12 protein-coding genes are annotated in these 13145 nt (G+C 47.3%); 1 reads left to right on the plus strand and 11 read right to left on the minus strand.

Translation table 11 applies throughout. The features are described 5' to 3' along the window. Positions 1-15: 15 nt before the first annotated feature. The 4 genes from rplC to rnr all read right to left on the minus strand — a co-directional run bounded on the left by rplC (position 16) and on the right by rnr (position 4646). The gene (gene rplC, locus VIC_RS25115; RefSeq protein WP_006963219.1) at positions 16-645 is read right to left on the minus strand and encodes a 50S ribosomal protein L3; all 630 of its coding nucleotides are present in this window, start codon (positions 643-645) and stop codon (positions 16-18) included. A gap of 14 nt (positions 646-659) precedes the next feature. Further along, positions 660-971, minus strand: coding sequence for a 30S ribosomal protein S10 (gene rpsJ, locus VIC_RS25120; protein ID WP_001181007.1), 312 nt, complete (start codon positions 969-971; stop codon positions 660-662). Positions 972-1430: 459 nt separating this feature from the next. Continuing rightward, positions 1431-2168: a 23S rRNA (guanosine(2251)-2'-O)-methyltransferase RlmB gene (rlmB, locus tag VIC_RS25125; protein ID WP_006963220.1), complete on the minus strand. Its 738-nt coding sequence runs from the start codon at positions 2166-2168 to the stop codon at positions 1431-1433. A 12-nt stretch (positions 2169-2180) separates the two neighbouring features. Then, entirely contained in the window at positions 2181-4646 is a 2466-nt protein-coding gene (gene rnr, locus VIC_RS25130; RefSeq protein WP_006963221.1) for a ribonuclease R, read from the minus strand. A gap of 249 nt (positions 4647-4895) precedes the next feature. On the opposite strand from rnr, the gene VIC_RS25135 reads away from it, so the two are divergent. Then, a complete protein-coding gene (locus VIC_RS25135) occupies positions 4896-6299 on the plus strand; it encodes an amidohydrolase (protein WP_006963222.1) in 1404 nt (467 codons plus the stop codon). Positions 6300-6376: 77 nt separating this feature from the next. Here the strand turns inward: VIC_RS25135 and motX are convergent, their stop codons facing one another. From motX to kefG, 7 genes are all read right to left on the minus strand, one after another. Beyond that, positions 6377-7015: a flagellar protein MotX gene (gene motX / locus VIC_RS25140; protein ID WP_006963223.1), complete on the minus strand. Its 639-nt coding sequence runs from the start codon at positions 7013-7015 to the stop codon at positions 6377-6379. Between the two features lie 272 nt (positions 7016-7287). Continuing rightward, positions 7288-8604 carry an adenylosuccinate synthase gene (locus tag VIC_RS25145; RefSeq protein WP_006963225.1) on the minus strand — a complete coding sequence of 439 codons (1317 nt, stop codon included), beginning with the start codon at positions 8602-8604 and terminating at the stop codon, positions 7288-7290. A 133-nt stretch (positions 8605-8737) separates the two neighbouring features. Then, on the minus strand, positions 8738-9679 hold the full coding sequence (locus VIC_RS25150) for an isoaspartyl peptidase/L-asparaginase family protein (protein WP_006963226.1): 942 nt from the start codon (positions 9677-9679) through the stop codon (positions 8738-8740). Positions 9680-9805: 126 nt separating this feature from the next. After that, positions 9806-10372, minus strand: a complete 567-nt coding sequence (gene slyD / locus VIC_RS25155) for a peptidylprolyl isomerase (protein ID WP_006963227.1) — start codon at positions 10370-10372, stop codon at positions 9806-9808. A gap of 96 nt (positions 10373-10468) precedes the next feature. Next, positions 10469-10663, minus strand: coding sequence for a YheV family putative zinc ribbon protein (locus VIC_RS25160; protein ID WP_029236219.1), 195 nt, complete (start codon positions 10661-10663; stop codon positions 10469-10471). Between the two features lie 67 nt (positions 10664-10730). Next, the gene (kefB, locus tag VIC_RS25165) at positions 10731-12527 is read right to left on the minus strand and encodes a glutathione-regulated potassium-efflux system protein KefB (protein WP_006963229.1); all 1797 of its coding nucleotides are present in this window, start codon (positions 12525-12527) and stop codon (positions 10731-10733) included. Further along, positions 12517-13110, minus strand: coding sequence for a glutathione-regulated potassium-efflux system ancillary protein KefG (gene kefG / locus VIC_RS25170; protein ID WP_006963230.1), 594 nt, complete (start codon positions 13108-13110; stop codon positions 12517-12519). Before kefG ends, kefB begins: the two co-directional genes overlap by 11 nt. Positions 13111-13145 lie beyond the last annotated feature (35 nt).

A 13145-nucleotide genomic window follows, 5' to 3' on the forward strand; every position in this document is an offset into this window, starting at 1 on the left:
CTTACTCCTGAGACGTTATGCTTTAACAGCTGGTTTAACGATCACGTTACCGCCAGTTGCGCCAGGGACTGCACCTTTAATAAGAAGCAGGTTGCGCTCAGCGTCAACACGTACGATCTCTAGGTTTTGAGTCGTTACACGCTCAGCACCCATGTGACCTGCCATTTTCTTGCCTTTAAATACGCGACCTGGAGTCTGACATTGACCGATAGAACCAGGAGCACGGTGAGACAATGAGTTACCGTGAGTCATATCTTGAGTAGAGAAGTTCCAACGCTTAACAGCGCCTTGGAAGCCTTTACCTTTAGATGTACCAGTAACGTCTACTTTCTTAGTTTCGTTGAACAGTTCAACAGTTAGTTCAGCACCAACTTCAAACTCTTCACCGTTTTCCAAACGGAATTCCCAAAGACCGCGACCAGCTTCAACACCTGCTTTCGCAAAGTGGCCAGCTTCTGGCTTAGAAACACGGTTAGCTTTCTTAGCACCAGTAGTTACCTGGATTGCTGCGTAGCCGTCAGTTTCAAGTGTACGAACTTGAGAAACACGGTTAGCTTCAACCTCAACAACTGTTACTGGGATAGAAACGCCTTCTTCAGTAAATACGCGGGTCATACCCACTTTACGACCGATTAGACCAATCATTCTTCTAATCTCCCTTAACCTAGGCTAATTTGTACGTCAACGCCCGCAGCAAGGTCTAGACGCATCAGAGCATCAACAGTTTTGTCTGTTGGCTCAACGATGTCGATTAGACGTTTGTGAGTACGGATTTCGTACTGATCACGAGCATCTTTGTTAACGTGTGGAGAGATAAGAACTGTGAAACGCTCTTTACGAGTAGGTAGTGGGATTGGACCACGAACCTGTGCGCCAGTGCGCTTAGCTGTTTCAACGATTTCCGCTGTAGAAGCATCGATTAGTTTGTAATCGAAAGCTTTTAGGCGGATACGGATACGTTGGTTCTGCATGAGACAGAGCTCCAATATTAAAAATTACACAAACAATATCGCCACTCACACTCGCAAAAGCGAGAGAATGCCGATTGATTTATGTGAAACCGTAACTTCCAAGATTAGGAAGTATTGTCAGTTAATTTTCGATTAACTACCCCTACATACCAGAATCACGTCTGGGGATAGTTATTCCGAAGAATAAGTAGCTAATTGTATTAACCGCGAACATAAGCTGAGTCTACATTACCTGAAATATCAAAGAGATAAATCAGCTCCTCTTCGCTCATTGGTTCACAACTGGCTTAACCAGTGCGCTGCATTATACAGATCACAGTTTGACATGCAAGGGCTGTGTGAAAAATAAACGAAGAGAGCTCAAGCTGACTCATTTGTCATGCTGTGGCTTACTGACAAATAAAAAGCGCAGGCTGAACAAACAGCCTGCGCTTCCTGTCAATCAAACCAAATGACTAACTAAGCAAGTCTCTGGCGAACGGCCTCAAACAGACACACACCCGATGCGACTGACACATTCAAGCTCGAAACACTGCCTGCCATTGGGATCTTGATTAGGTCATCACAAGTTTCACGTGTCAGGCGACGCATGCCATCGCCTTCAGCTCCCATGACGATCGCAAGAGGCCCAGTTAACTTAGCTTGGTAGATGTCATGTGTCGCTTCCCCGGCCGTACCGACAAACCAGATCCCCTGCTCTTGCAACGCACGCATAGTACGAGCAAGGTTGGTTACACGAACCAAAGGCACCGTTTCTGCTGCGCCACATGCGACTTTGCTTACCGTAGCCGTAATGTTCGCGGATTTGTCCTTGGGAACAATCACCGCAGCCACACCCGCGGCATCGGCATTACGTAGACACGCACCTAAGTTATGCGGATCGGTGACTCCATCCAATACCAGCAATAATGGTGCGGAATGTTGGGCAAGGATGTCATCGAGGTCATTTTCATTCAGCTGCTTGGCAGGCTTCACCTTGGCCATAATACCTTGGTGGTTAGCGCCACGAGCTTTATCATCCAGAGTCTTACGTGTCATTTGCTGAATCGACACGCCACACATCTGGAGTTCATTTAGGATTGGCATTAAACGGTCATCTTGACGACCCTTTAATACAAAGGCTTCAACAAAGCGCTCAGGCTCTTTTGCCAGTACCGCTTTTACTGCGTGAATGCCGTAAATAAATTCATTACTCATTAATTTATCCGATTACTGTTTTTTACCACGCGCTTTCTTCACTTTATTGCGTGGTTTTTTCTTACGCGCTTTATCTGAAGGTTTCTTCGAGGCTTTACTGCCTTTACCTTCTTCCTGGCTGCCATCCGGGCGTTTAGTTGGTTCGACCATAGGCTTAGCTTTGTCTACTGAACGTCGACCATTCGCTGCCGCGTTTTTTTTCGCCTTAGCTTTTTTCTGTGCCTCGGCTGCGCGTTTTTTGGCTGTTTTTCCTTTGCCGCGTAGCTTACGACTAGTTTCGACTAATTCAAAGTCAATTTGTCGATCATCTAGATTTACAGACAGCACTTTCACTTTCACTGCATCACCTAGACGATAGATGGCACCGAAGCTCTCACCGATCAATCGCTGTCCAATTGGGTCGAACTGGTAGTAGTCGTTTGCCAGTGTAGAAATATGCACTAGCCCGTCAATATGCAGTTCGGTTAATCGGACAAAGAAGCCAAAGCCAGTCACATTAGCAATCACGCCTTCCAGCTCTTCACCAACGTGGTCTTGCATGTACTCACATTTGAGCCAATCAGACACTTCCCGCGTCGCATCATCGGCACGACGTTCAGTCATCGAACACTGCTCACCGTAGAAATCCATGTCATCAAAGGAATAGTGGAAGCCGCCCGTAGGTGTCCAACGGTCTTTCAGCGTTCCATTCTCTTTTGCGATTAAATATTTGATCGCACGATGAAGTAAAAGGTCAGGGTAACGACGAATAGGTGAAGTAAAGTGCGCATAGCGTTTCAATGCCAGACCGAAGTGACCACAGTTATCGGCGTTGTACACCGCCTGCTTCATTGAGCGAAGCAGCATAGTCTGGATCAACTCTTTATCTTGGCGTTGGCCAATCTGTCTAACTAAATCGGCGTAATCTGTTGGTGATGGTTCCAAGCCACCTTTCAGGTCTAACCCAAGCTCACTGAGAAAATCACGGAACCCTGTCAAGCGCTGTTCGCCTGGAGATTCGTGAATTCGATATAGTGCCGGCTCTTTGGCTTTTTCAACCAACGACGCTGACGCGATGTTAGCCAGAATCATACACTCTTCAATGATCTTATGAGCGTCATTGCGAATCACTGGTTCAATACTGTCGATCTTACGCTCTGCATTGAAGATGAATTTGGTTTCAACAGTTTCAAACTCAATGGCGCCACGGTTGTCCCGCGCATGCTTAAGCACTTTGTACATCTTGTGCAGTTCTTCAAGATGAGGAACCAAAGGTTGGTATCGCTGACGTAGCTCTTCGTCACCTTCAAGAATATGGTGCACTTTGTTGTAGGTCAGGCGCGCATGCGAGTTCATCACTGCTTCGTAATGCTTATATCCGGAGAGCTTACCTGACTCAGAAATGGTCATTTCACACACCATACACAGGCGGTCAACTTGTGGGTTTAGCGAACACAAGCCGTTAGACAGCACTTCCGGTAACATTGGCACCACTTGTGATGGGAAATAGACCGAGTTACCGCGATTGATGGCTTCCTTATCCAATGCAGAATCTGGGCGGACGTAGTAACTCACATCGGCAATCGCAACCCAAAGGCGCCAGCCGCCGCTTTTCTTCGCTTCACAATAAACCGCATCATCAAAGTCACGCGCATCTTCACCATCAATAGTGACAAGCGGAAGTTCACGCAAATCGACACGACCTTGCTTGGCCTCTTCTGGCACTTCTTCACCGAGCCCTTCGATTTGCTTATCCACTTCTTCAGGCCACTCGTGAGGAATTTGGTGAGTGCGAATCGCGATCTGTGTTTCCATTCCCGGCGCCATATTCTCGCCCAGAACTTCGATCACTTTGCCCATCATGCCACGCGAACGAGAACCGCGCTCGGTGATTTCAATCACAACGACATTGCCCATTCGAGCACCTGCACGCAGCTCATTGGGGATGAGAATATCTTGGCTGATACGAGAATCATCTGGCACAACGTAGGAATAGCCATACTCCATAAAGAAGCGACCCACGATTTGCGTCTGACGCTCCTCAAGTACCCGAACTAAACGACCTTCTTTTCTTCCTCGCTTCGAGTTCTGTGTTGGCTGGACTAAAACATAGTCACCATGCAGAACACTTTTCATCTGATGGTGAGGCAGTACTACATCGTTATCTTTGCCCACACTCCCTTCAGGTCGCACCCAGCCATGACCATCTTTGTGTCCGATAACGTAACCTTTCACCATTTCGAGTTTTTCTGGCAAGGCATAGCACTGACGACGCGTGAACACCAGTTGACCGTCACGCTCCATCGCTCTTAATCTGCGGCGTAAACCTTCATACTGCTCTTCACCTTCTAGATGTAGAGCTTCAAACAGATCATTGCGATTCAAAGGAACACCAGCTTGTTCAAGAAATTCAAGAATGAACTCTCGACTTGGAACAGGGTTTTCATAGTTCTCTGATTCGCGAGCTGCAAATGGATCGTTTGGGGTGCTTTCTGACATAGGCGCGCCTAATTAAACAAGGAAGGTAATTAAAGCTAGTATATCCGACTCACTTACTAAGCTACAGGAGAGTTAGATTAAAAAGCCAAATTCTCGCTCTATTTTCATAACTTACCATCTATGATCACAATCTTTTACAACGTACGTTAAAGATCACACATTAGTGAAAATGACAAAGCAAACGATTGCAATGGTAAAGTTTAACTTTATTATTCAGTCAAATTTTACTGTCCATATTTAGGTTTCGTTATGAGTATTAAACGTTCTTTACTCGCTGCCACAATCGCTGGGTTATGTTCTTTTTCTGTTTCTGCGGCTGAAAAAGCCGATTTAATGATCACAGATGCCATGGTTCTGACCATGAACCAGGATAAACAAGTGTTCGAGAAAGGTACGGTTGTCATCAAAGGTAACCAGATCCTAGCCGTTGGTGACCAGTCGCTTGAAAAGCAGTACCAAGCAAAGAAAACGCTTGATGTGGATGGCGACATTGTGATGCCGGGGCTAATCAACACCCATACCCATGTTTCAATGACGGTATTCCGTTCACTTGCGGATGATGTACCCGATCGTTTACATCGTTATATCTTCCCGCTGGAGGCTAAGCTTGTCTCTCGCGATATGGTGCGCATTGGTGCCAACCTCGGTAACGTCGAAATGGTCAAAGGAGGCGTAACAACTTATGCCGACATGTACTACTTTGAGGATGAAGTGGCTAAGACTGTCGATAAAATCGGTATGCGAGCCATTCTTGGTGAAACAGTGATTAAATTCCCTGTTGCTGATGCGGCTAATGCAGAAGAAGGGATTCAATACGCACTCAACTTTATTGAAGAATACAAAGACCACCCACGTATTACACCCGCTTTCGCACCGCATGCCCCTTACACCAATACGACTGAAACTCTGCAGAAGATTGCCAAGCTGTCATTGGAAAAGGATGTGCCGGTCATGATTCACCTTGCAGAATCGCATCGTGAAGAAGAAAAAATTGCAGAGCGAGCTGAAGGCATGTCTCCCGTTGAGTACATGGATAGCATTGGTGCTCTCAACAAGAACTTGGTTGGCGCACATATGATTCTGGTCGATGACAAAGACATTGAACTGGTTAAGCAATCGGATATGGGCGTTGCCCATAACATGAGTGCCAACATCAAGTCAGCAAAAGGCGTATCACCAGCGCTTAAGATGTACGATGAAAATGTTCGTATCGGTTTAGGTACTGACGGTCCAATGTCGGGCAACACTCTAAGCACGATTGATGAGTTCAACCAAGTTGCTAAGGTTCACAAGTTGGTCAACAAAGACCGTGCAGCAATGCCACCGATTAAAGTCATCGATATGGCGACCATGGGCGCCGCGAAAGCACTGCATATGGAAGATAAGATTGGTTCTCTAGAAGCGGGCAAGCTGGCAGATATCATCGTTGTTGATACCAAAGCACCTAATATGGTTCCAGTCTACAACCCATACTCTGCCTTGGTTTATTCAGCGAACTCCGGCAACGTTCGTCACACCATCGTTGATGGGAAAATCCTGATGAAAGACCGCGACATGCTCACAGTCGATGAAGACGCGATTCGCAAAGAAGCGCTGGAGTTTACCAAAGTCGTACGTGAAACCGTGATTGAATCAGGTGAAGTGGTTCAATAATCACCTGCTCTAGAAGTAACAACGCCCAACATATGCTGGGCGTTGTTGTATAACCTGAGTGCAGTCAGATTATCGCTTTACCAGAAAGTATCGCGTTTTTTGGCTCTGGCGATAATATTCTGTGGCATTCTCCGCTCTAAGCCTTGCCGCAGAATTGAAATTCGTTTGTGCGTGCGCTGATCCGCCGTCACGGAGTTATACAGCCAGCGATACGCATCTTCATAATCCAACGGGCTGCCATAATCACGTAGTAGCAGTTCTGCCAAATGAATGCGAGCATTCAGGTTGCCCATTGCAGCCGCTTCGCGCAGGTAAGGGATCGCACGCTCTTTGTCCTGCTGAACTAAAGTTCCGCGCGAGTAATAGCGACCAAGCTGCTCCAACGCTGCAGGTAACCCCTGGTGCGCCGCATTTTCCATATAGTACAAGCCCAGTTCGACATCCTGCTCGACACAGACCCCCCACGCCAGCATGTCACCATACAAAAACTCGTAGGATGGCAGGCTGATCCGGGTCGCTCGAGCGACGATATCTTCAACTAATTGGCAACTGTCTGCTTTAACTTGTTCTAAATGTTTGTTTTCGTTGATCAGTTTTATCAGTTCAGCTTCGGTATATATGGGAATAGGCTCACCGATTTCAGCAAGCTCATTGGCATTAGCCACAGAAGCCCCAAACAAAAATACCATCGAAGCAGCTAACTTTCTTAGCTTCATTGTCTGCACTCTTTGACTTCGATAATGTCTCCACCTGTCTACTCACCAAGACAGGTTATACAAGCTGGGTTCTTAGCAACCTGTATCTTTAGGATTAACCAAACAAACGGCAATCTTGATACCTGTATCGGCAACGGCTGCTAACTCTTTAATCAAAATTGCCGACGACTGGCAAAAACTTGCCACTGTCAGTATAGATAATGCATGAAAATTGAGCATAAAAAAACCAGCGCTAATGCGCTGGTTTTTGCAATCATTGATAACAATCAGAATTAAGCTTCGTAAGGGTGAACCTTGATGATTGTTTCGTTACGGTCTGGGCCAGTAGAGATAATATCCACTGGAACACCCGTTAGCTCTTCGATACGTTTGATGTAGTCTAGAGCTGCTTGTGGAAGCGCGTCGATAGACTTAGCACCAAATGTTGTCTCAGACCAACCTGGCATTGTTTCGTAGATTGGCGTTGCTTCTTCGAATGACTCAGCTGCCATTGGAGAAACTTCTAGGATAGCGCCATCTTTCATCTTGTAACCAGTACAGATCTTGATCTCTTTCAGACCATCAAGAACGTCAAGTTTAGTCAGACACATGCCTGTTAGTGAGTTGATTTGGATTGCACGGCGCATTGCCACTGCATCAAACCAACCAGTACGACGTAGACGACCAGTTGTTGCGCCAAACTCGTGGCCAACATCACCTAGGTGTTTACCAACTGGATCTTGCTTGTCTTGACCATCGTAAAGCTCTGTTGGGAAAGGACCTGAACCAACACGAGTACAATACGCTTTAGTGATACCAAGGATGTAACCGATATGACGAGGGCCAAAACCAGAACCTGCAGCAACACCACCAGCCGTCGTGTTAGAAGACGTTACGTATGGATAAGTACCGTGGTCGATATCAAGTAGTGTACCTTGAGCGCCTTCGAACATGATCTTGTCGCCGCGCTTACGTGCTGCGTCTAGTTCGTCGGTTACGTCCATTACCATTGAAGTAAGAAGGTCTGCGTAACCCATGCACTGCTCAAGTACTTCTTCGTAGCTTACTGTTTCTGCTTTGTAGAAGTGCTCCAGCTGGAAGTTATGGAATTCCATCACTTCTTTTAGTTTCTCAGCGAACATTTCTTTATCGAAAAGATCACCAACGCGTAGACCGCGACGAGCCACTTTATCTTCGTAAGCTGGACCGATACCACGACCCGTTGTACCGATAGCTTTCGCGCCACGAGCGATTTCACGTGCGTTGTCGATAGCGATGTGGTACGGAAGAATTAGAGGACAAGCTTCAGAAACGAAAAGACGCTCGCGTACTGGAATACCGCGCTCTTCAAGAGGCTTCATTTCTTTAAGGAGAGCTTCAGGCGATAGTACTACGCCATTACCGATAACACATTTTACGTTATCGCGAAGAATACCTGATGGAATTAAGTGAAGAACGGTTTTTTCACCGTCAATGACTAGAGTGTGACCTGCGTTGTGACCGCCTTGGTAGCGAACCACGTATTTTGCATCTTCAGTTAAAAGGTCTACGATTTTACCTTTACCTTCGTCACCCCATTGGGTGCCCAGAACGACTACGTTATTTCCCATCTTTCCAAGTCTGATTGCTAGTTAAAAATGGATTCTAGCACTGAATCACACTTCTTGCAGTCATTTTTTAATCATAGAAGTGTAATGAAGCACTAACCCTTTGTTAGTGCTACTATTAGGGGTCGTTTTGACCCTACTCATCGGCATAAATCTTCACTAGCAGGCTGCCATCTGCGCCAATGCTCGCTCGGTACATACCACTGCTGTTCATTGCAAAGTGAACACGTCCATCACCGTCAATGGCGATCAGCCCCCCTTCGCCGCCCATGGTCTTCAACTCGCCTTGGATCACAGTCTCGCAGGCCGTATGAACATCTTCCTTGAGATAACGCATCCGTGCTGCCACATCACTCGCGACAGTCTTGCGAATAAAGTATTCCCCCATTCCGGTGGTCGATACCGCCACGTTACCATTTTCGGCAAACGTACCCGCGCCAATGATGGAAGAATCCCCCACTCGACCGTACTTTTTGTTGGTCACACCACCAGTACTGGTGGCTGCCGCTAAATTGCCTTGCTTATCCAGCGCAACAGCACCGACTGTGCCGTATTTCTTGTCATCCGGGTATTTCGACTCGGATAAGGCAAATAGGCCTTTCTCTTTCATCGACTGCAGTTGGTCATAGCGTCGGTCAGTGACGAAGTAATCTTGTTCGGTGTATTGATGGCCCTGCTCAAAGGCAAACTCTTCGGCCCCATCTCCGATCAACAGTACATGGTTACTGTCTGTCATCACGTCACGAGCGAGCTCAATCGGGTTACGAATATGGCGCACGCCTGCAACAGCACCTGCATTAGCCTCTCTGCCGTGCATAACAGAAGCATCCATTTCGACGATTTCCTTGTGCGTTAACACTGAACCTCGGCCAGCGTTAAAGTTGACTGAGTCCTCCAGCACCTTCACCGCAGCAACGACCGCATCTATCGCATCACCACCAAGAGCAAGAACATCATGACCAGCACGAACGGACTTTTCTAAATCGTTGAGAATGTCCGCCTTTAACTCGTCACTCATCTGCTCACGTAAAATTGTTCCTGCGCCGCCATGAATCGCGATTGAAAATGGTTTGCTCACGTCTTACTCCTTTGCAGTGTGCTTTGCTCTCATCACACCTTAGATAAACAAAAAGCGCAAGCTAATCACTTAGCTTGCGCTTTAAAATCAACACCTGAGCACAGTACTCAGGTGGCCTGCTCTCTGTTAGTGAGAACCGCAGCTACCGCCACCACAGCAGCCATCTTTCTTCTCTTCAGCGTGGTCATGGTCACCGCCACAACAGCCACCTTCGTGATCGTGTGCACCAGCTTGGTGAACATGACCATGTTCGATTTCGTCTGCTGTCGCTTCACGTGTTGCAACAACTTCAACGTCAAATGTCAGCGTTTGGCCTGCAAGCATGTGGTTGCCGTCAACCACAACTTCATCACCGTCAACTTCTGTCACTTCTACTGGGATTGGACCTTGGTCTGTATCCGCTAGAAAACGCATGCCCACTTCAATCTGGTCAACACCCTGGAAAACATTCGCTGGTACACGTTGAACAAGCGCGTCGTTATGATCGCCGTACGCTTCTTCTGGAGACACTGTTACTGAAAACTGAGCGCCCGCTTCTTTACCTTCCAGTGCAGTTTCAAGACCTGTGATCAGGTTGTTGTTGCCGTGTAGGTAATCCAGTGGTGCTTCTGCTGTTGACTGATCAACCACTGCGCCATCTTCCAGTTTCACCTGGTAAGCAAGGCTTACTACTACGTTCTTTTCAATTTTCATAATGACTCCAAGGAGATAAAGAAACGGAGCAATTGAATTGCTCCGAATAACAATTTTCTATGTAGGGTATTATGGGGATCAAATAAAGAAACTCAATCAATCCGGCTTAAAAATACCGATCATCTCTTGTTGCGAGTGTTCAGTTTTCTCCACAGACTGCGGTTTACGCTGATCCTGATATTCGCACTCAACACACTCGACTAACTCAATATTATTTTCTATCCACCAGCGTAAGGTGTCTTGCTGAGAACATTTTGGGCAGCTCGCTCCAGCGATAAATCTTTTTTTCATTTGTTCATTCCACAACATAAACCTTCACCAGCATCGAATGTTTACCATGCTCTGGGAAGGTTTGGATTTAATCCCAGAAGTTCTTTGATTGCTGATCTTTTTCCATCTCGCGACCAAAAATTTCTTCCAGTTCTTTTCGGGCTTCTTTGGCTCTCATGGCCAATTGCTTGTCTTCGTGATGCTGAGGCAATAGTTCTTTCAACATCGCGTTATCTAATTTTCTAAAGTGCGCTTCGGCTCGCTTGGCCTGATATGGGTGCATACCGAGCTCGGTTAACGCTTGACGGCCTAGGTCCAACGCCCCAAGGAAAGTTTCCCTTGAGTAGTTATCTACCCCGTGGCTCAGAAGCTGATAGGCTTCAACCCGACTTCGTGCCCGCGCCAGTAATTTAAGATGCGGGAAATGGTACTGACACAAATCGACGATCTTCATGATCTCATCCGGCGAGTCGGTACAGATCACCATAGCTTCCGCTTTATCCGCTCCAGCAGCGCGCAGTAAGTCTAGCTGCGTGGCATCACCATAAAATACCTTGTAACCATACTTCCTAAGTAATTGGATTTGACTGGCGTCACTTTCAAGTACCGTCACGCGAATTTTGTTGGCGTACATCAGTCGGCCAACAATCTGACCAAAACGACCAAATCCGGCAATAATCACTCTTGGTTCACGGTTAACCACATCAGTGCGTAACGCTCCTGATTCATCAAAGTTCAAACCACGGGCATACCACTTACTTTGCGCCATCAATAACAGCGGAGTGGTGACCATAGACAAACTCACCACAACCAGTAGGAAAGCGGTTTGTTCCTGTGCCAATAAACCTTCCGCGCTTGCGGCGGTAAAAATTACAAACGCGAACTCACCACCCTGACTAAGAATGGCCGCCATCTTACTACGAGCTTTGGGTTTACTGCCTGCCAAGCGGGCTAAGAAGTAAAGAATGACCGCCTTGACAGCCACTAGCCCGAACACCGCCATCAGTACATTCCATGGCTCCAGTGCGAGCAAGCCTAAGTTCACCGCCATACCGACCGCAATAAAGAATAAACCTAGGAGTAGCCCTTTGAACGGCTCGATGGCAATTTCCAGCTCATGACGATACTCACTCTCTGCAAGGAGGACACCAGCAAGGAAAGTCCCTAGTGCCATAGAGAGACCAAGTTGCTGCATTAGCAGCGCAATTCCAATGACCAATAACAACGCAGCAACGGTAAACAGCTCGCGAACACCGCTAAGGACTACATAGCGAAACAGTGGGCGAAGTAAAAAGTGACCGCCGACCAGAAGGCCAATCACACCACCAAGCATCCACATCGCATCGAGCCAATCGCCTGCCGTATTCCCTGCCAGCACAGGCAAAATCGCCAGCATCGGAATCACCGCAATATCTTGGAAAAGCAACACGGCAAACCCTGACTGACCCGCTTCGCTCCCTGCCAGACCTCGCTCTTCAATCACTTTCAGCGCAATGGCGGTCGATGACAGCGCCAGCCCCATACCGATGACTAAGCTGGTTTGCCAACTGACTCCGGCGAGATTGGTTACACTCGCCAGCACGGCGGTGGTAATCACAACCTGTGCCCCGCCAAGCCCGAGAATTGGCCCTTTCATTTGCAACAGCTTTTTGGGATTCAGTTCGAGACCAATCAGGAAGAGCAGTAGAACCACACCAAATTCTGCAAAGTGAAGAATCGCTTCTACATCGCTAATAAGGCCTAGCCCCCATGGACCGATAGTAATACCAGCCAGCAGATAACCAAGTACAGACCCCAGTCCAAGACGCTGAGCCAATGGTACTGCCACTACTGCCGCGGTAAGAAAGATAACGCTGCTCTGAAGAAAATCATTTTCAAGTGCCATGAATTTCTCCTGAGGTTGAAGTCATAGTCGGGTTGAGCAGCCACTGGCGGTACTTCTCAGCGTGCTGGTAGCGGTCCATATCGGAGACATTTCGTGCCCAGTAGAGCACCAAAGGCTCAATCCACGCCATCTGGCACAAGGCTGCTGTTAGCTCAAACGGCTGCAAAATTTCTGACAATGGATACTTGTTGTAACCTTCACTGCCAAAGGCATCTTCGTTACCACCCGTAGTAATCACGCTACGCCAATGTTTGCCTTTTAGTGCTTCACCCTTACCATAAGCAAACCCCTTACCGAGCACTCGATCCATCCACTCTTTAAGTAATGCAGGACAAGAATACATGTACAAAGGGTGCTGAAAAACGATCACCTCATGATCCAGCAAACGCTGCTGCTCCGCGTCCACATCAATAAAAAAGTCGGGGTAATGCGCATAGAGATCATGCACAGTGACGTGATCAAGCGCGGTTATCTTCTTGATCATGACTTGGTTTGCGACAGAGCTTTGCGATTCAGGGTGAGCATAAATCACCAGCACTTTCGGTTTTTCAGGCGACTCAGTATTTAAATCGTTTACAGCCATTCCGTAAGCAGCCATCCTTTTGTTTTCAATACCTA

Origin of the sequence: Vibrio coralliilyticus ATCC BAA-450 (genome assembly GCF_000176135.1) — a bacterium.
Taxonomy (GTDB): domain Bacteria; phylum Pseudomonadota; class Gammaproteobacteria; order Enterobacterales; family Vibrionaceae; genus Vibrio; species Vibrio coralliilyticus.